We start from the raw sequence: 19,899 nt of genomic DNA on the forward strand, positions 1-19,899 counted from the left end.
AGTTCGTTGAACACTCTCTAAACATTTTTTGCCGGCAGGGCACCACGGTTTCCGAAACGCGATTTTCAGCTTTGTATCGACTGGCTCCACACTTCCAGGGCTTCTTTGCCCCTTTGAAGACGTGCTCTTTGGTGGCCGGAAACAATAAATTGTTGTTGAAATGCTCAGGCGAACACTTGAAACACGCTACGGAGTGCTTGAAACACGCTCCCGAGCAGTTGAAACGCTCAGCCGACAAGTTGGAATACAAAAACGGATAGTTGAAACGCTCAGCCGACAAGTTGAAACACAAAACCGGGCAGTTGAAACCCTCAGCGGAGCACTTGAAACGCATTTCCGGGGCATTGAAACGCGACTTTTTTGCCTGGGAGAGCGTTTGAAGCTGTTTTTTCGGTATTCGGAGTACTCTTTTGAGCGTTCCAGGCCCTCTTCTGACCATTCCAACGACTTTTCCTTGCGTTTGAAGGCCTCGGACGACCATTTCAAGGATCATTTCCCGTTATCAAAGAACTTTTGGGGTCGATTCAATCGCGCCCGGATTCAGTTTTACCTTTCGGAATTGTTTCCAAACCGCCAGTTTTTGCTTTCTCACGAATCTTTGCTGCTTTTGAGGTGCAATCGCGCGGCAGCGGCGGGTCGATTGCTTTTAATTGTGCCTTTCGCTTCGAGTGAAACCCGTACCCAGTACAAGAGCTGCACTAATTTTTTTGCTACCTTTGGGGCGCGAAAAATTATTATCATGGAACTGAATTTATTGACTGCTATTACACCGATTGATGGTCGCTACCGATCAAAAGTAGAAAACCTGCAAAACTATTTTTCCGAGTATGCCCTGATTAAGTACCGGGTACTGGTTGAAGTGGAGTATTTTATCGCTTTGTGCGAATTGCCGCTGCCACAGCTGGCCGGCTTTGACCAGCAACTGTTTGGGAAGTTGAGACAAATTGCCGCCGATTTTTCGGTTGACGATGCCCAACGGGTCAAGGACATCGAAAAGGTGACCAACCATGATGTAAAAGCTGTTGAATATTTTTTGAAAGAGGAGTTTGATAAGCTCGGCATTCAGGCCTACAAGGAGTTTATTCACTTTGGGCTGACATCACAGGATATTAACAATACGGCAGTGCCCAAGTCCATTCAAGATGCCCTGGACAACGAATATTACCCGGCCATCAACGATTTGACAGACACGCTGGATGAGTTGGCCGATGAATGGAAAGACGTTTCAATGCTTGCCAAAACGCACGGGCAGCCGGCTTCGCCAACCAGCCTGGGCAAGGAGATCCGGGTGTTTGCGGAGCGGATCAAAATTCAGCTGGAGCAGCTCAAGTCGGTGACCTGCGATGCCAAGTTTGGCGGGGCCACCGGTAATTTCAACGCGCACCAGATTGCCTATCCCGAAATTAGCTGGAAGGCGTTTGGAAATCATTTCCTGAAAAAATACCTGGGGCTGGAAAGGGCACAGTACACCACGCAAATTGCCAATTACGACAATCATGCGGCTATTTTCGACGCCCTGAAACGCATCAATACCATCATCCTTGATTTGGACCGCGACTTGTGGACTTACATTTCGATGGAATATTTCAAACAAAAAATTAAAGCCGGCGAGGTGGGGTCTTCGGCCATGCCACATAAAGTCAATCCCATCGATTTTGAAAATTCAGAAGGAAACATCGGGATTGCCAACGCTTTGCTGGAACACCTGGCGGCGAAGTTGCCGGTTTCACGCTTGCAGCGCGACCTGACCGACTCCACGGTTTTACGCACCATCGGCATGCCTTTGGGCCACACCTTGATTGCCGTGAGTTCGACCTTGAAAGGCTTGGGCAAATTGCTGCTGAACAAGGAAGCCATTGATGCGGATTTGGAGAAAAACTGGGCCGTGGTGGCCGAAGCCATTCAAACCATATTGCGTCGCGAAGCTTATCCGAACCCCTACGAGGCCTTGCGAAACCTGACACGTACGAACAAAAAAATGAGCCAGGAAGTCATTCATGAGTTTATTGATACGCTGGAAATTAGTGATGAACTGAAAGCGGAACTCAAAACCATTACGCCACATAATTATACCGGCATTTTTAGTTAATCCGGTCAATCAAAAGAGATTGTAACATGAAAGACCTTTTTGCCCTGCTCAAGCGCTTTGTTCCTCCTTACCGGGGAAAGGTAATTCTGAACATCGTGTTTAACTTTCTGGGGGCTTTGTTTGGGGCATTTTCCTTTGCCATGCTGATTCCAGCACTCGGAATTCTGTTCAACACCCAGGAATTGGTGACCGAAAAGCCGGTGCCCGATTCATTTAGCCTCGATGGCGCTTTGGAGCTGTTCAATTATTACATCAGCCAGGTGATTCTGACCTCGGGAAATGAGCGTGCCCTGATTTACATTGGCATTTTCATCATCATCATGGTTTTTCTGAAAGTAGGATTCACTTACCTGGCCAGCTTTGTGATGGTTTACCTCCGCAATGGTGTGGTTCGTGACATTCGTGCGCAAATGTATCGCAAGATTTTGCAACTACCGCTGGGCTTCTTTTCCGATGAGCGCAAGGGCGATATCATGGCCCGCATGACGGGTGACGTGCAGGAAGTGGAGAACTCGGTGATGAACTCGTTGGAGATGCTGTTCAAAAACCCCGTCATCATCATTATCTCCTTGCTGGCCATGCTTTATATGAGCTGGTCGCTCACGCTGTTTGTGTTTGTGTTGTTGCCCATTGCCGGTTACATTATTGGCCGGGTTGGCCGAAGCCTGAAAAAAACCAGCTTGAAAGGGCAGGACAAAATGGGCGATATCCTGTCAATTACCGAAGAAGATATTTCGGGTCTACGTGTGATTAAGGCCTTCAATGCCGAAGAAAAAGCCTACAAGCGCTTTGACCGCGAAAATGATGCCTACCTGCACATTATGAATAAGTTGATGTGGCGACGATTTTTGGCACATCCCATGAGTGAGTTGCTGGGAACAATGGTCATTATTATTGTTTTGTGGTACGGCGGCGCCTTGGTTTTAACCAATGAAAGTTCGCTGTCGGCGCAGGCCTTTATTGGCTACCTGGTTTTCTTTTACAGCATCATTAATCCGGCAAAAGCGTTTTCTACCGCTCTTTATAGTGTTGAGAAAGGGCTGGCTTCGATGAGCCGAATTGACCGGATTTTAAGCCAGGAAAACAACATCAGGGACCAGGCTGATGCAAAAAGCAAAACCAATTTTAACCACACAATTGAATACCGCGATGTGAGCTTCAAATATGTTAATGAAAAGGTTTTGAATCATGTCAATCTTGAAATTAAGAAAGGGCAAACTATCGCCTTTGTTGGTAAATCGGGTTCCGGAAAAACCACACTGGTTGACTTGCTGCCACGTTTCTGGGATGTGTCCGATGGAAGTATCCAAATTGACGGCACCGATATCCGTGATATCAAACTGCACGATTTGCGCAACTTGATGGGCAATGTGAACCAGGAGCCCATTTTGTTTAACGACTCGTTTTATAACAACATTGCTTTTGGAGTCGAAAACGTGACAGAGGAGGCAGTGATTCAGGCAGCGAAAATTGCCAATGCGCACGAATTTATTGTGAAAACGGAGAATGGCTACCATACCAATATTGGCGACCGGGGCGACAAGCTTTCGGGCGGACAAAAACAACGGGTTTCCATTGCGCGGGCTATTTTGAAAAATCCGCCGATTTTGATTCTGGACGAAGCCACTTCGGCCCTCGACACCGAATCTGAAAAGTTGGTGCAGGAAGCGCTGGAAAACCTGATGAAAAACCGCACGTCGCTGGTGATTGCACACCGGTTGTCGACCATTAAAAATGCGGATGTGATTTGTGTCCTTCACAAAGGACAAATTGTTGAAATGGGAACCCATCAAGAGCTTTTGGAGCAAAACGGACGTTACCACAAACTGCACCAGATGCAGGTGTTTTAAGATTCCCCGGATCTCAAAAAATCTGGTGAAGCAAACCATAAATTGATTATCATGAAACAGTTTCAACTTTTATTCAGTACCTGCTTTTTTTTGCTTGTTGGCTTTTCGCTTTCGGCACAAGAAACTATCAATTATAAAACCGAGCAGTCAATTCTTTACCGCGAAAGTGGTGTGATCACCGATTACATGAACGAGCGCTGCCGCCTGGATTTGTATTATCCTGAAAATACGTCTGATTTTACCACCATCGTTTGGTTTCATGGCGGAGGAATTACCGGTGGCGAAAAGTTTATTCCCGAGCAATGGAAAAACAAAGGTTTGGCGGTTGTTGCCGTAAATTACCGGCTCAGTCCCAAAGCGAAAAATCCAAAGTACATTGAAGATGCCGCAGCCGCCGTAGCCTGGGTGTTCAATCATATTGAAGAATATGGCGGTTCGCAAAGTTCAATTGTGGTTTCCGGCCATTCGGCGGGCGGCTATTTGGCCAGCATGGTGGGACTGGACAGAAAGTATTTGGCGGCTCATGACCTGGATGCCGACCAGATTGCTGCCCTGGTTCCTTTCAGCGGACATACCATCACGCATTTTACGATTCGCTCCGAGCGTGGCATTCCCGGAACACAGCCCATTATTGATGAATTTGCACCGCTGTTCCATGTTCGAAATGACGCACCGCCGCTGTTTCTGATTACCGGCGACCGTGAGCTGGAGATGCTGGGGCGCTACGAAGAAAACGCCTATATGTACCGTATGATGAAGGTTGTCGGCCATGAGAGCACTTTCATTTTTGAGTTGGATGGTTTCGACCACGGTGCAATGGCCGGGCCTGCCTTCGAATTGACCTTGCGGATTTTAAATGAAATTGGCTTGTGATAATTCGGTGGAGCACGGTGTGATTAATGCGCGGTAGATGTCCTGAATTTTTGCAGCCGCATCTTCCCATTTAATGTTTCCGGATTCTCTTTTCCCAAACCTGATCATCATTTTCGATAACGACGGATAGCTGAGCAGCCCGTGAATGGCATCACTCATGGCATAAACATCCCAGAAGTCAACTTTAATGGCATGTTTTACGACTTCGGCAACGCCAGACTGTTTTGAGATAATCGTGGGAACGCCACTTTGCATGGCTTCCAGCGGACAAATTCCAAATGGCTCGGACACGGAGGGCATCACAAACACATCGGATAGTTTCATCATTTGGCTGACTTCTTCGCCTTTCAGAAAACCGGTAAAAAAGAAGCGATCAGCCAGATGCGAACCAGCCACCTTTTGAATCATGGCATGATGCAGGTCACCATTTCCAGCCATGATAAACCGGACATTTTTCATTTTACTCAACACCAGCTCGGCTACCCGGATAAAGTACTCCGGCCCTTTTTGAAGGGTGATCCGTCCCAGAAAAGTCACGATCTTATTTTTGCCTTTTTGCCGAAGTGGCCAGGAGTTGTCTTTCTTGCAAAACTCAACACCATTATAAACCGTGTGCGTTTTGAAAGCCGGTATTTTGTATTTGTCAATCACGGTTTGGCGTGTTCGGTTGCTCACGCAAATCACGCTGTCAGCTTGTTCCATGCCGTCTTGTTCAATCTGAAACACGCGCGGATTGATTTTACCTCCGCTACGATCGAAGTCGGTAGCATGCACATGCACCACCAGCGGTTTTCCCGATATTTTTTTAGCGGCAACGCCCGCCGGAAAGGTCAGCCAGTCGTGTGCATGAATGATATCAAATTGGCTTTTCGAGGCGATGTATTCGCTGGCTATGGCGAAGTTGTGGATTTCGTTCATCAAGTTTGGTCCATATTCACCCGTAAATTCGATGGTGGATGATTGGCCTGATGTTGTGGTTCTTTTCAGTTGTTGCTGTTTGGTGATTTGCTGCTTCCAGTAGAATTCCGGATTAACATAAGGAACCAGCTGCGATTCTACGCTAAAGCACTCAACGGGAACTTTCAGACGTTCGGTTCGGATCTTACTTTTGATTAAATCAATTTGGTTGGCACCAATTAATCGGATTCGATTATGCGGTTCGTTGCCATGCGATTTTGGGATAACAAAGGTGATCTTAGTTTCCCGGTCCGCTAAACTTTTTGTGATGCCGTAACAGGCGGTTCCTAATCCACCTGAAATATTTGGCGGGAATTCCCATCCAAACATTAATACATTCATGGGCTTGGCTTTTAACCATCAAATAAGTCTGACCTGCAACTGTTTTTTGGGTGAGCGACTTGTAAGTCAGACAAGTATTATTTCGAAAATTACATTCGAAAACAGGAGCACCGGCGATCAGGATTGGTTAGTTAAGTGAGTCAAATACGCAAAGAATTTTAGGATATTAGACATCGTGTTTAAACAGGGAAAAATCAGGCGAGCATTCTGAGTCGTGCTAGCGTTTCTCAATTTCCTCGTGGATTTCCCATTCAACAACAAAGTCAAATTTGTTGCCTTTGCACTTGAGTCCATCTTCGTTTGAAAAAGGTTGGTACTGAAGTCTGCGTGTTCTTTTGAGGTAGCTAATGTCTATCGCGCTTTCCGGCAGAAATGGAGTTTTGTCAGTTTTCTCATTTGTTTTCATGCGGCTTCCATTTTAATAATGATTATCGGCAGTATCTATCTTGTATAATCCGGAAGTCTTCGAATTTTGTCCAGGCTGATGTAAAAAATTCGCAAACTCACGTTGAGAGATCAATGAACATCGGCAGCAGGTTTTTTACTAGCATCTGCTGGATATAGGACTACGTGAAAATGTACAGGAATGTTATTGAAAAAAGAGATGTATTTTCCTTGCGGGCGGAATCTTTGTCTATTCCGAAAACAATTTTTGGGTCTCTTTCTCACGAACTTCCCAGTTCACGACAAAATCAAAGCGTTCACCTTCACAATGCAATCCTTTCTTGTCTGGGCAGGGATGATATAGTTTTTTATTGCGATTGGTTAATTGGTGGATTTCCTGTGCCTTACGAAGTTGGCGTTTGCTTATTGAACTTACTTTTACTTCCATTTTAAACAGATTTTTAGTTTGCAGTTTCTTTTGTGTATCTGTATTATCCTGTTTTATGCAGCATATTATACATGACATGTCGCGTGACTGTTGCAGTCGCCAACGAAAGAGAATGGAGAGTAAGTGATGTGGCTTTAAACAATTATAAACTAGTACGCACCAACAGCGTTAAATGTTGTTGTAGTTTCGTTAAATATAGTTAAGCGACTTGCTGGTGAGATCCATCGCTGGGTCATGAAAGTCACTTCCAGATGGGTAGCGCGTCACACGAGGCTTGTTCTTACCAGCCACTGGCCAATATGTCGGCAATGTGGATGGGCGTAATGGGCAGTTTGTTTTTCTTGATGTATCCTTCAATATTTAGCAAGCAGGATGATTCGGTTGAAATAATGTATTCGGCTCCTGTGTTTAAGGCATGCTCCACTTTCTGCTCGGTCATAGCCGAAGAAATAGCCTGGAATTTAGTGACAAAGGTTCCGCCAAACCCACAGCAGGTTTCTGTTTCTTCCATTTCCACCAATTCCAATCCTTTTACTTTGGAAAGCAGCAGGCGGGGTTCGCTTCTGATGCCGTATTCCCGCAGAGCGGTGCAAGCATCGTGGTAGCAAACTTTATGCGGAAAATTGGCGCCGAAGTCCGTAAACTGAAGGTGATTCACCAGAAAGTCGGTCAGTTCGAACAAGCGTTTTTGAAGGCTTAGATGAAGCTCGTAGTCTGAATCTTCTTTGCTGAACAAGTTGGAGTAGTAGTTTTTGATGAAGCCGGTACACGAGGCCGACGGACTCACAATCAGCCGGTCTCCCGGGAAATCTTTTACGAATTTGTGAGCCAACGACTTGGTTTCATCCCAGTAACCACTGTTGTAAGCTGGTTGTCCGCAGCAGGTTTGCTCTGGGTTATATTCTACGTCAACACCCGCTTTTTTTAGCAGTTTGACCACGTTAAATGCCGTGTCGGGATAGAGTTGATCGATAAAGCACGGGATAAATAAATCTACTGTCATCTTTCAGCGATAGGGTTTGGGCAAATATAGCAGCTTTTCAGTTCATAAAAAAAATACTGAGTTGCAAGTTTTAAGTTCCAAGTTTCAAGTTCCAAATTCCAAGTTCCAAATTCCAAGTTTCAAGTTTCAGGTTTCGAGTTTCAAGTTGATCCAGGATCGAGCAGCCAGCATCCATCCACATGCTCGCAGATCCTGAAACAAGTTCAGAATGACGCTTCAAACGGGCGTTATTGGGCATCGAGCACCTGGCATCGAGTATCTAGCATCCAGTATCTAGCATCCAGCATCTAGGATCAAGAATCAAAAACCCAATGGCCAATCCCCAACCCCCAATCCCCAAATTTCACTATTTTTAACGGCCAAAGGCGCAAGGCCTTTACCAAATTTCAAGTTTACCGCCTTATGGATTATCAGTTAATTGAATACCTGTCGGAATGCCTGACTCCGGAGCGAAAGGAATTGTTTGAACGTGTGCTTGACCAGCGAACCCGTTATTTGACTGTGGTACTGGAAGATATTTTTCAGCCGCAGAATGCCAGCGCCGTTTTGCGCACGGTCGATTGTTTTGGCTTGCAGGATGTGCATGTTATTGAAAACCGGAACCATTTTACGGTTGACCGGGAAGTGGCTATGGGCGCTTCGAAATGGCTGACGGTAAAAAAATATAAAGAAAAGGAAAACAACAGCCTGAATGCCATCAGGCATTTGCGCAGGCAGGGATACCGGATTGTTGCCACAACCCCGCATGAGGGAGATACCAACCTGGAAGATTTCGATCTGGAGAAGGGCAAAGCGGCACTGATTTTCGGGACCGAGCTCACCGGGATTTCCGAAGTGGTGCAAAACGAGGCGGACGAATTTCTGAAAATCCCCATGCATGGTTTTACCGAAAGCTTTAATATCTCGGTGTCGGCGGCCATTATCCTGCATCACCTCACGCTGAGGATGCGGGGCAATCCGGCCATCGACTGGCAGCTGTCGGATCACGACCAGGCCGCCATCAAACTAAGCTGGATTAAGCGAACTTTAAAACGGTCGGACTTGTTAGAGCAACGTTATCAGGAATTAAAAAACGAAGGAAAATTATGAAGGTTTTTGCAGAGAAATTTGCCGACATCAAAATATTACGATACGAGCTGACCGACTTTGAAAAGTTGAGTCTTCAACAGAAACAATACATTTACTACCTGGGCCAGGCAGCGCTTTGTGGCCGCGATATGCTGTGGGATCAAAACAACCGCTACAACTTGCGTGTACGCCGCTTGCTCGAAACCATTTATCAAACTTACCGGGACGACCGGCAGTCGGACTTGTTTCAACAGTTTGAGGTGTATTTAAAGCGGGTGTGGTTTTCGAACGGCATTCATCATCACTATTCGATGGATAAAATTAAGCCGGACTTTTCGGGTGACGATTTGCAGCAACTCATCAGCGCGTCCGATCTATCAGCCTTCCCGTTTCAGAAAGAATTGGATGAACTGGTGGAAGTGATTACCAATCCGGCCTTAGAAGCCAAGCGCGTAAGCCTCGACAGCTCAAAAGATTTGCTTCAGGCTTCGGCGATGAATTATTACCGGGGCGTTTCGCAGGCTGAAGCCGAAGCTTTTTACAAGGCCAAAAACCAGGCCGCCGGAGAGAATGCCCCATCGTTCGGACTCAACTCACAGTTGGTGAAGGAAGACGGTCAGTTGAAGGAAAAGGTTTGGAAGGCTGATGGACAATACGGAAAGGCTATTCAGCAGATTGTTTTTTGGCTGGAAAAAGCCTTGCCCTTTGCCGAAAATGATTTGCAGCAGACGCACATTCGCCAACTGATTGCCTATTACCAGACCGGCGACCTGAAGCAGTTTGACGAATACAGCATTTCGTGGGTGAACGAACTGGATGGCATGGTTGACTTTGTAAATGGTTTCATTGAAGTGTATGGCGATCCGCTGGGAATGAAGGGAAGCTGGGAGTCGATTGTCAATTACAAGGATGTGGAAGGTACCAAACGGGCCACCATCTTGTCGGAAAATGCGCAGTGGTTTGAAACTCATTCGCCGGTAGCCGATTCGTTTAAAAAGAAGGAAGTGAAAGGCGTAAGCGCCAAGGTCATTCACGTGGCCATGCTGGGCGGCGACTGCTATCCGCACACGCCCATTGGCATCAATTTGCCCAATGCCGAGTGGATTCGTGAGGAGTACGGTTCCAAATCGGTCACCATCGAAAACATTACCAAATCCTATTTTCTCGATTCGTTGGGCAATGGCATGTTGGAAGAGTTTGCCGAATCGGCCGAAGAAGTAGAGCGGGCCCAAACCTACGGCTACCTGGCCGGGAACCTGCACACCGATCTGCACGAATGCCTGGGGCATGGTTCCGGAAAAATGATGCCGGGCGTGAAGCCCGAAGACCTGAAGAACTACTATTCGACCCTGGAAGAAACACGGGCCGACTTGTTTGCCCTGTACTATGTGCTCGACGAAAAATTGCTCGACCTGGGGTTAGTTCCCTCAATGGAGACCGGAAAGGCAGAGTACGATGCTTACCTGCGCAATGGGCTGATTACCCAACTCACGCGTATTGAGCCGGGCAAGGACCTGGAAGAGTCGCACATGCGCAACCGGCAGTTGATTGCGAAATGGGCGTTTGAACAGGGGCAGGCTGATGGTGTGGTCGACTGGATGAAGCGTGAGGGCAAATCGTACCTGAAAATCAACGATTACCAGAAACTGCGCGAACTGTTTGGCCAACTGCTGGCCGAAGTACAGCGCATCAAATCGGAGGGCGACCTGCAAGCAGCGGCTCAATTGGTAGAAAACTATGGGGTGAAGGTAGACCGGGAGCTGCATGCCGAAGTGTTGGAGCGCTTCAAAAAACTGGACATCGCACCTTATGCGGGTTTCCTGAATCCCGAATTGCGACTGCTTCAAAATGAACAGGGCGAAGTGGTCGATGTGGAAGTGCAGGATGCCCCCGATTACACCGCGCAAATGCTCGCGTATTCAAGCGAATATGGCTTTTTGTGAATGTTGGTTGGTGGTTTGATGCTAGATGCTAGATGCTAGATGCTCGATACTTGATGCTTGATAGCTGCCCCCAACAATTGGAGCGTCATTCCGATCCGTCAACCGCCGGACCGGAATCTGTTGGCGGATTTTCTGGATGCTCGATACTGGATGCTAGGTGCTCGATGCCCAATAATGCCCGTTTGAAGCGTCATCCTTGGTTCAGGATCTGCGTGCATGTGGATGGATGCTGGATGCTCGATCCTGGATCAACTTGAAACCCGAAACCCGAAACCCAAAGCCCAAAACTCGAAACCTGAAACTTGGAATTTGATCCCTGATTCTTTTTGACACGTCGGGTTTTCGCTTGGCTGGGAGCGTTCTTAAGGCGCTACGCTACTCGTCCGTTCCTTTTGTTTGAACTTGGGGTGATGAACGGCCGCGTCGAAGCGGGGAATTTGAACACAGAAGCGGCTTCCCTGGCCGACCTGGCTTTCAACCTGGATGGTTCCCTGCAAGGCGGCAGCAAACTCCTTGCACACAGCCAGTCCCAGTCCCGAGCTTTTTTCTCCTTCGGTTCCCACCGTGCCTTTGTCGCGACCCACCTGGAATAAAATAGCCAACCGTTCGGGCTCAATGCCAACCCCCGAATCCTCGATGCACAGCTCTGCCCGCTCTTCTTTCAGTCGGTAGGCTACTTTGATTTCGCCCGCTTTCGGGGTAAACTTAATGGCGTTGTTAATCAGGTTCCGGCAAATGGTTTTCAGCATGTTCCGGTCGGCCCAAACCATCAGGTCGTCCACATCGGCATGGTGGAGGCGAATGGACTTGGTCGCGGCTATGGGCTGGTACAGTTCGTAGCAGTCTTCTACAATTTCCTTCAAGCTAACGGGCTCGAAAAACGGCTTTAAATCGTCCGACTGGCTTTTGGCCCAGCTCAGCAGGTTGTCGGTCAGTTCCAGCACCTGGTCGTTTTTTTGCTCCATCATCAGGGCGGCCTTTTCCAGCTCATCGTAGCGTTTGTCTTCCATATAAAAGCCAATCAGTTTGGCCACATTGGAAATAGAAACCAAGGGGCTGCGCAAGTCGTGGCCGATAATGGCAAACAGCTTGTTTTGGGTGTCGACCGATTTTTGTAATTTTTTATTCTGAATCGAAATTTTGTTGCGTTGGCTTAAAATGCGCTTGCTTTGCAGTTGCAGCAGTTTGTTCACCTTTTTGTGGTAGTAGTAGAAGTAAATAAAGATACCCAGGATTCCGCCCACCAAAATAATAAAAATGATCAGGAAGTTGCGCTGGGTACGCTGAATGTACAACTGATCTTCCTTAAGCAGGTTTTCCTGTTCGAGCAAGGTGATTTGGTTGTTCTTTTTTTCGGTTTCGTATTGTTTTTCCAGCTCCAGAATTTTTTCTGCCGTTTCGGTTTGGTAAAGGGTGTCATTCAATTTCTGGTAAAGATCCATGTAGGTCAGCGCCTGATCCAGATCTTCAACGGTTTTGTTTTCATAACCACGATGCCAGTAGTTGAGATACAAGTTCTTGTAATTCCCCAAAATGGATTTTTTATGGTCGATCGCTTTCGCAATTTCCAGGGCTTTTAAAAAAAAGTCTTCGGCTTCTGCATAATTGTCCTGGTCTATTTTGATACTTCCCAAAACCCGGTAACAACGCTCGATTTTAACATGGTCTCCGATTTTAAGGTTGGCCTCCAGCGACCGTCGAATATGTTCTTCTGCTTCCGGGTAGCGTTTCTGCCGGTAATACAAAGCGCCCAGGTTGTAGGTAATTAAAGCCAGGTTGGCGGGATGGTCGATTTGCTGAATTTCGTGGTAGGCTTTGTTGAAAAGCGCTTCTGTTTTGTCATAGTCACGTTGCACCGCATAAACATTCCCCTTGTTCATGAATAAGTTGAATCGCTGACCGGGATCCAGTTGATACAGGTAGTTTTCCTCCAGGTAGTTGAAGTAATTTAACGCACTGGTATAATCTTTCATTTTCCGGTGTGTTATTCCAAGGTAATTAAAAATGGCAAAGCGCAGATCCATGGAATCGGTATCTTGCAACAAGCGTTGGGCTTCAATTAAATGATTGATTGCCGGCTCGAAACGGTAGTCTTCCTGAAGGTTATAGGCAAGCTTAATCCTCGCTTTGATTTCAGCCAAGCGGTTTTGGTGTTCCATCGCCTGTTCTAAAACCTGGTTCAGGATCAGGTAGGCGGTGTCTTTTTGCCCTAGTTCGTAATAAATATCGCCTTGATTGAGCCGGGTTTCCCACATGGCTTCCTGATTGTTCATGGCCGAAGCTTGTTGGTAAACCGTATGGCTTAGGATCAGGGCGCTGTCGAGCTTGCGGTTGGTCAGGTGCTCCAGGGTTTCGAGCTGTTTTCTAATCTCCAGGCTGTCAGCCAGACGATCATCCTGAGCTTGACTGACCAATCCGGTCAAGCCCAAAAACAGCGTCAGAAAAAGAAAGCATCGGTTTGGCATGATTACCATGAATTAAGGAGAAACTCTTAAGCGTGGTGAATTTACAAAAAAGCTTGTCATTTGTCTAATGATTAAAAAAAGGTATCCTTTTCGCAAATCTGGATACCTTTCTTAGAATTTTTGATGGCTTTAATCATTTCCCATCCCCAAAATCAATATCTGTGTATTCATCCGGAGGTGGGCCCATTTCGTCATCTTCCATTTTTTGCCGGACAATACACTTAATGGTTTTATAAGCTTCGCCCTTTTCAAGCGGAATGTGCACCAAGGAGGAGAAAATGGGTGTGTCGGGCCCGTTAACCAGCTGCGTTTGTGTTGATAAGGTGAGAATAACTCCCCAGTAAGCCTGCTCGTTTTTTACAACTTCCTCTTGTTCGATGCTGGTCACCGTTTGGTTTTTTGATGCCGAGAGCACCACGCCAAGCTCATAATTTTTGGTTGTTTTACTCAAACTTAAATACGGTTTGTAGCTTTTCATTCACATTATTTTTATGGATTTGTACGACTAAGGTAGCATTTTCTCACTAACGGCTTGTTTCTGGTTTTCCCGATTCCATCGCGAGTCCCAGCGGTTGCAGCTCTGAGTTGGGTGTTTCGAGTTTCGAGTTTCAAGTTTCGAGTTTCAAGTTGATCCAGGATCGAGCATCCAGCATCCATCCACTTGCTTGCAGATCCTGAAACAAGTTCAGGATGACGCTTCAAACGGGCGTTATTGGGCATCGAGCACCTAGCATCCAGAATCAAGCATCCAGTATCGAGCATCCAGCATCCATCCACTTGCTTGCAGATCCTGAAACAAGTTCAGGATGACGCTTCAGGCGAGCCTTATTGGGCATCCAGCATCAAGTATCAAGTATCGAGCATCAAGCATCCAGTATCTAGCAGCCAGCATCCATCCACATGCTCGCAGATCCTGAAACAAGTTCAGGATGACGCTTCTGGCGGGCGCTATTGGGCATCCAGCATCCAGTATCAAGTATCAAGTATCGAGCATCCAGCATCCAGTATCGAACATCCAGTATCCAGTATCCAGCATCCAACAATCTGCCGTCTTTATCGTATCTTTCGATAAAAAAAACTACCTATTATGAAACGGAAATCAATGCTTTTGACAGCCCTGTTCCTGGTGTTCTTTTACGGCTGCTTCGTTTACTCCTTTCACCCCTTGTACACCGACGATGATTTATTTGCCAATGATTTGCTGGTTGGTGAATGGATCGATTCTGACTCTGCGATTTGGAAATTTGATTTCTATTATCGCGGTGAGCATCTGCCGGAAAATCGCGATAGTACCGCTTTTGTATTGCAAATAAAGGAAAAAGACAGTTCGGACTTTGACGAACACGAGTTTTTGGTCCATGTCATTCGACTGGACGGAACTTATTTTCTTGATTTTTATCTGGAAGAATATTTTGATGAGGACAACTTTACGATTTTCGATTTGCACGTGATGCCCATGCACACCTTTGCCCGTTTGGATTTGGAAGGTGATGGCGCCGAAATCAGGTGGTTTGCTCCAGATTGGCTGGAGAAGATTCTGGAAGAAAAACCGGCGGCCATCCGAAACGAGAACAATGGCAACCACATCCTGATCACAGCGAAGACGGAGGACTTGCAGCAGTTTGTGGTTCAATACGCCAATTCTGAAGATGCCTTTAGCGACGGCGTAGATGCGCAGTTACGGAGAGTTGGTCAGTAGTGAGAAAGCAAGAACCTGCTGCTGTCAATCACCGGTCCCGGAAGCTATAGTTCAAACCAATCTTCTACTTTCAGGTGGTAGTCTTTTTCATCTTTGTGTCGATAGGTGTTGGTTCGCGGAACCGGCTCGTAAAAGCTGGAATAGTCTTCGAAGTGTTCCAGAATGTCTTTCAGTCCGGCAATAAACAGCCCGACCTCTTCATTGGTCATGGTTGGATGCAGCGACCAGCGTACCCAGCCGGGTTTTTCGGAGAGGTCGCCATGGTTGATTTGATCGGTAATTTCGTCGGAGCGTTCGGCGGTGACCTCAAGCAGAAAATGCCCGTAGGTTCCGGCACAGGCGCAACCGCCCCGCACCTGGATGCCGTGCCGGTCGTTGAGCAATTGCACCAGCAAGTTGTAATGAATGCCGGGAACGTAGAACGAAATAATACCCAAACGATCGCGCTGCCCGTCGGCCAGAATTTTAACTTCCGGAAGGCTGTCGAGCCCGTCAAAAGCGAGCTGCAGCAATTCTTCTTCGCGCGCCCTGATCTTTTCAAGGCTCATCTGATCTTTTAACTGAAAACAAAGGGCCGTTTTGATCGACTGCAAAAAGCCTGGCGTGCCGCCATCTTCGCGGGCTTCAATGTTGTCCACATACTTATATTTTCCCCACGGGTTGGTCCAGTCCACCGTTCCACCGCCCGGATGATCGGGCACCGGATTGTGGTACATCGACTTGTCGAAAACCAATACGCCTGATGAGCCCGGGCCGCCCAGAAACTTGTGGGGCGAGAACAAAATGGCATCCAGCTTCATCATCGGGTCTTCGGGGTGCATGTCAATTTCATCGTAAGGCGCCGACGCTGCGAAGTCGATAAAGGCCACGCCGCCATATTCGTGCATGATTTTGGCCAGTTCGTAGTAAGGTGTCCGAATGCCGGTCACGTTGGAACAGGCCGTAAACGAGCCAATTTTAAACGGGCGGTCTTTGAATTCTTCGAGCTTTTGCCGCAGGTTTTCGGGTTTGACCAACAGGTTTTCATCCGGCTCAATAATCACCACATCGGCAATGGTTTCGTACCAACTGGTGTGGTTGGAGTGGTGCTCCATGTGGGTGATGAACACCACGGGCTTTTCGCGGTCGTGGATGCAGGTTTTGCCCGATATTTTGCCGCAAACCTTCAGTCCCAAAATACGCTGAAACTTGTTGATTACGGTGGTCATTCCAAAGCCGGCCGTGATGATGACATCGTTGGGCCCCGCGTTGACGTGATTTTTGATGATTTGATGTGACAGCTGGTAGGCCTTGGTCATCAAAGCGCCGGTTTCACTGGTTTCGGTGTGCGTGTTGGCCGCAAACGGGCCAAACTGTTCTTGCAGCTTTTGCTCAATCGGGCGGTACAGCCTGCCGCTGGCAATCCAATCACCGTAAAGAATTTTTTTAATTCCAAATGGACTGGTAAATGACTGGTCAATACCGATAATATTTTCCCGAAACGGGCTGAAGTCGTTTTCCAATGAGCTCATCACATCTGTTTTTCTTCTGAGTAAAGCAAAATAAGGGGTTTCAACTGACATAAAAACAGAAATAAGTCATTCTTTTTTGCCGGATAAAGCAAGCGTGCCGGAGTGATGGTGACAATTCGTCATTTTTGGCAAATGGCACAGGCTTTGGAAAGTAGGAGCCGTAAAATTGATGTCAAACTAAAAATATAAATAAGATGCAAAAAGGTAAAATTGGCGTTTCCAGTGACAATTTATTCCCCATCATCAAGAAGTTCTTGTATTCGGATCACGATATTTTCCTTCGTGAAATTGTCTCGAATGCAGTTGATGCCACCCAAAAGTTGAAAACCCTGGCCGGGCGCGGTGAAACTTCGGTATCGGTTGAACATGCCAAAGTGCGTGTTTCGCTCGATACCGACAAGAAAACAATCACCGTATCTGACAACGGGATTGGGATGACGGCCGATGAGATTGAAAAGTACATCAACCAGATTGCTTTTTCGGGAGCCAACGAGTTCCTCGAAAAATATGAAAGCGATGCCAATGCCATTATCGGGCATTTTGGTCTGGGGTTCTATTCTTCTTTTATGGTTTCGAACAAGGTCGAAATTGTGACCAAATCGTACAAAGATGGAGCTGAGGCCGTCAAGTGGTCGTGCGATGGAAGTCCGGAGTACAGCATTGAAGAGGCTGAGCGCGCCGAAGTCGGTACCGATATTATCATGTACATTAACGAGGATTCAAAGGAGTTTTTGGAGAAGGAACGCCTTTCCGGAATTCTGAATAAATATTGCAAGTTTTTACCCGTGCCGGTTGTTTTCGGAAAAGAGACCGAATGGAAAGACGGCAAACAGGTAGAAACAGACAAGGACAATCAGATCAACGAAACCAACCCCGCCTGGACCAAGGCTCCGGTTGATTTGAAAGACGAAGATTACGCGTCGTTCTACCGCAAGCTTTACCCCATGGGCGATGAGCCGCTGTTCAACATTCACCTGAACGTGGATTATCCGTTCAACCTGACGGGAATTCTCTATTTTCCCAAATTGAAAAACAGCATCGAAGTTCAAAAGAACAAGATCCAGTTGTACTCCAACCAGGTGTTTGTGACCGATTCGGTTGAAGGTATTGTGCCCGAATTCCTGACCTTGCTGCACGGCGTAATCGATTCGCCGGATATTCCGCTGAATGTTTCGCGCTCGTACTTGCAAAGCGATTCGAATGTCAAAAAAATCAGCAGCCACATCACCAAAAAAGTGGCCGACCGCCTGCACCAGCTGTTTAAAGACAGCCGGGCCGATTTTGAAAAGAAATGGGATGACCTGAAAATTTTCATCGAGTACGGCATGCTGACCGACGACAAATTCGCCGAAAGAGCCATGAATTTCTTCCTCTTTAAAAATACGGAAGGCAAGTATTTTACTTTTGAAGAATACGAGAAACTGATTAAGGAGAACCAAACCAACAAGGACAATAACCTGGTTTATTTGTACACCAGCAACCTGGAAGAACAATACACGTTTGTGCAAACAGCCAAAGACAAAGGTTACGACGTGCTGATTATGGACGATGTGCTGGCCACTCCGCTGCTCAACAAATTTGAGCAACAGCACAGCGACAAGCGTTTTGTGCGTGTTGACTCGGACGTGGTAGAAAACCTGATTCAGAAAGAAGATGAAAAGGACGAGTTGAGCTGGGATGAAAAAGAGGAGTTGAGCCCGGTGTTTCAAGCCGTTTGTCCCGAAGCGAATGGGGTAAACTACCTGGTTGATTTTAAAAACCTGGGCGAAAGCGGCCAACCCATTGTCATTACCCGAAACGAATTTATGCGCCGGATGAAAGACATGGGCCAATTGCAAGGCGGCATGAACTTTTACGGCGATTTGCCCGAAAGCCTGAACCTGGTCGTGAACACAGCGCACCCTTTGGTGCAAAAAGTGTTGGACAGCAAAGACAAGAAGTTGGGTAAAGCTTTTGAAACCATTAAGGAAGATTTGAACGCTAAGAAGCAGGAGCGCGATGCCTTGGAGAAAGCTAAAGAAGGCAAGAAGGACGAAGAAGTTCCGGCAGCCGAAAAAGAAAAACTGGAAGATTTGGGCAAGTCGATTGCAGAGCTGGAGAAGCAAAAACGCGAAAAGCTGACCGATTTTGGCAAGAAGAACAAGCTGACCAAACAGCTGGTTGACCTGGCCCTGTTGGCCAACGGCATGCTGAAAGGCGAAGCGCTCGACCAGTTTGTGCGACGCAGTGTCGAACTGATCAAATAGGCTCATGTTAAAACCCAATATTGTTTAGAGTTGAAAAAGCGATTTGGCATTAGCCAGGTCGCTTTTCTTATGGGTAAAAGCTGGTTCCGTTAAACGATCTGTGGGATATCAACAAGAATCCGGAAAGTATTCAATATGGAGTTGTCCATGCTTTTCATGGACAACTCCATGAAGATCGCGGACAATTCCATGAAGATCGCGGACAATTCCATGAAGATCATGGACAATTCCATGAAGATCGTGGACAAGGTCATGAAGATCGTGGATAAGGTCATGAAGGCCGTGGACAAGTCCATGAAGGCCATGACTTGATCTTATTCACAATAAAATGATTGTCAAAAAAAAACGCCCCCTTTTTGCAAAGGAGGCGCTGATATGTTTTGCTTGTTATCTTATTTGATCGGAACCTGCCGTTTAAATTCCATTTCGAGTGAAATGAAAGTTTCCGTACGGGCCAGGCCGTCAATTTCCTGCAGTTCCTCGTCGATAATTCGCTTCAGGTGATTGTTGGTCTTGGTTTGTATTTTTATAAAAATGGCATACGAACCGGTGGTGTAATGACACTCAACAACTTCCGGGATTTTCTTCAGGGCTTCAACCACTTGGGTATGATACTTGGCTTTGTCGAGGAACAGGCCCATGTAAGCGCAAGTGTTGTACCCCAGTTTCGACGGATTAACAATAAACTCACTGCCGGAGACAACGCCAAGGTTCAACAGGCGCTGCACACGCTGGTGAATGGCTGCTCCCGAAACGCCGCATTCCCTGGCTACCTCCAGAAATGGAATTCTTGCGTTTTTGGTAATTAACCGGAGGATCTTCTCATCCAGTTCATCAATTTGTGGTAGCGGATCAGTATGGTCTTGATTCATTTTTGATATTTTTTTCAACTTCGAAATTAAAAGCTAAAGATATAAAAAAACGACAATCATTAAATAACTGTATTCTATAACATGTTGTCGCTGATGAATTGTAAGCAAATGCCGAAAAATGGTTATAATTTTTGTTCCGGATTTTGACG

The 19,899-nt window shown here is 46.7% G+C and carries 17 protein-coding genes; 9 read left to right on the forward strand and 8 right to left on the reverse strand.

Features of this window, described 5'->3' with window-relative positions:
* The 4 genes from NC99_RS22305 to NC99_RS06290 all read left to right on the forward strand — a co-directional run.
* On the forward strand, window positions 1–260 hold a 260-nt coding region (locus tag NC99_RS22305), incomplete at its 5' end, for a hypothetical protein (RefSeq protein ID WP_204374921.1).
* Window positions 261–739: 479 nt separating this feature from the next.
* On the forward strand, window positions 740–2,089 hold the full coding sequence (gene purB, locus NC99_RS06280; protein WP_053181111.1) for an adenylosuccinate lyase: 1,350 nt from the start codon (window positions 740–742) through the stop codon (window positions 2,087–2,089).
* 26 nt (window positions 2,090–2,115) lie between these two features.
* Window positions 2,116–3,939, forward strand: coding sequence for an ABC transporter ATP-binding protein (locus NC99_RS06285; RefSeq protein WP_053181037.1), 1,824 nt, complete (start codon window positions 2,116–2,118; stop codon window positions 3,937–3,939).
* 51 nt (window positions 3,940–3,990) lie between these two features.
* The gene (locus NC99_RS06290) at window positions 3,991–4,812 is read left to right on the forward strand and encodes an alpha/beta hydrolase (protein ID WP_053181040.1); all 822 of its coding nucleotides are present in this window, start codon (window positions 3,991–3,993) and stop codon (window positions 4,810–4,812) included.
* On the opposite strand, the gene NC99_RS06295 is transcribed toward NC99_RS06290, so the two are convergent.
* From NC99_RS06295 to NC99_RS06310, 4 genes are all read right to left on the reverse strand, one after another.
* Window positions 4,792–6,111, reverse strand: coding sequence for a glycosyltransferase family 4 protein (locus NC99_RS06295; RefSeq protein ID WP_053181043.1), 1,320 nt, complete (start codon window positions 6,109–6,111; stop codon window positions 4,792–4,794). The genes NC99_RS06290 and NC99_RS06295 overlap by 21 nt on opposite strands.
* Window positions 6,112–6,328: 217 nt before the next feature.
* Complete coding sequence (locus NC99_RS06300) at window positions 6,329–6,517, reverse strand: hypothetical protein (RefSeq protein ID WP_053181047.1); 189 nt, start codon at window positions 6,515–6,517, stop codon at window positions 6,329–6,331.
* Between the two features lie 228 nt (window positions 6,518–6,745).
* A complete protein-coding gene (locus NC99_RS06305) occupies window positions 6,746–6,943 on the reverse strand; it encodes a hypothetical protein (RefSeq protein WP_157624562.1) in 198 nt (65 codons plus the stop codon).
* 280 nt (window positions 6,944–7,223) lie between these two features.
* The gene (locus NC99_RS06310; RefSeq protein WP_053181052.1) at window positions 7,224–7,946 is read right to left on the reverse strand and encodes a (Fe-S)-binding protein; all 723 of its coding nucleotides are present in this window, start codon (window positions 7,944–7,946) and stop codon (window positions 7,224–7,226) included.
* A 402-nt stretch (window positions 7,947–8,348) separates the two neighbouring features.
* Here NC99_RS06310 and NC99_RS06315 point away from each other — a divergent pair, with 402 nt between their 5' ends.
* Both NC99_RS06315 and NC99_RS06320 read left to right on the forward strand, forming a co-directional pair.
* On the forward strand, window positions 8,349–9,035 hold the full coding sequence (locus tag NC99_RS06315; protein ID WP_053181056.1) for a TrmH family RNA methyltransferase: 687 nt from the start codon (window positions 8,349–8,351) through the stop codon (window positions 9,033–9,035).
* Entirely contained in the window at window positions 9,032–10,957 is a 1,926-nt protein-coding gene (locus NC99_RS06320) for a dipeptidyl-peptidase 3 family protein (protein ID WP_204374922.1), read from the forward strand. The genes NC99_RS06315 and NC99_RS06320 overlap by 4 nt, the downstream gene beginning before the upstream one ends.
* Window positions 10,958–11,319: 362 nt before the next feature.
* On the opposite strand, the gene NC99_RS06325 is transcribed toward NC99_RS06320, so the two are convergent.
* On the reverse strand, window positions 11,320–13,422 hold the full coding sequence (locus tag NC99_RS06325; RefSeq protein WP_162231162.1) for an ATP-binding protein: 2,103 nt from the start codon (window positions 13,420–13,422) through the stop codon (window positions 11,320–11,322).
* 133 nt (window positions 13,423–13,555) lie between these two features.
* Window positions 13,556–13,900, reverse strand: a complete 345-nt coding sequence (locus tag NC99_RS06330; protein WP_053181064.1) for a hypothetical protein — start codon at window positions 13,898–13,900, stop codon at window positions 13,556–13,558.
* A gap of 609 nt (window positions 13,901–14,509) precedes the next feature.
* Here NC99_RS06330 and NC99_RS06335 point away from each other — a divergent pair.
* A complete protein-coding gene (locus NC99_RS06335) occupies window positions 14,510–15,121 on the forward strand; it encodes a hypothetical protein (RefSeq protein ID WP_053181067.1) in 612 nt (203 codons plus the stop codon).
* A gap of 44 nt (window positions 15,122–15,165) precedes the next feature.
* On the opposite strand, the gene NC99_RS06340 is transcribed toward NC99_RS06335, so the two are convergent.
* Window positions 15,166–16,632, reverse strand: coding sequence for an aminotransferase class V-fold PLP-dependent enzyme (locus NC99_RS06340; RefSeq protein ID WP_053181114.1), 1,467 nt, complete (start codon window positions 16,630–16,632; stop codon window positions 15,166–15,168).
* Between the two features lie 194 nt (window positions 16,633–16,826).
* Between NC99_RS06340 and htpG the strand changes: the two genes are divergently transcribed.
* Together htpG and NC99_RS21835 are read left to right on the forward strand one after the other, a co-directional pair.
* The gene (gene htpG / locus NC99_RS06345; RefSeq protein ID WP_053181070.1) at window positions 16,827–18,878 is read left to right on the forward strand and encodes a molecular chaperone HtpG; all 2,052 of its coding nucleotides are present in this window, start codon (window positions 16,827–16,829) and stop codon (window positions 18,876–18,878) included.
* A gap of 135 nt (window positions 18,879–19,013) precedes the next feature.
* A complete protein-coding gene (locus NC99_RS21835) occupies window positions 19,014–19,190 on the forward strand; it encodes a hypothetical protein (RefSeq protein ID WP_157624565.1) in 177 nt (58 codons plus the stop codon).
* 80 nt (window positions 19,191–19,270) lie between these two features.
* Here the strand turns inward: NC99_RS21835 and NC99_RS06350 are convergent, their stop codons facing one another.
* Window positions 19,271–19,750, reverse strand: a complete 480-nt coding sequence (locus NC99_RS06350) for an Lrp/AsnC family transcriptional regulator (protein WP_082326341.1) — start codon at window positions 19,748–19,750, stop codon at window positions 19,271–19,273.
* Window positions 19,751–19,899: the final 149 nt, after the last annotated feature.

The organism is Sunxiuqinia dokdonensis (assembly GCF_001270965.1).
GTDB classification, from domain to species: domain Bacteria; phylum Bacteroidota; class Bacteroidia; order Bacteroidales; family Prolixibacteraceae; genus Sunxiuqinia; species Sunxiuqinia dokdonensis.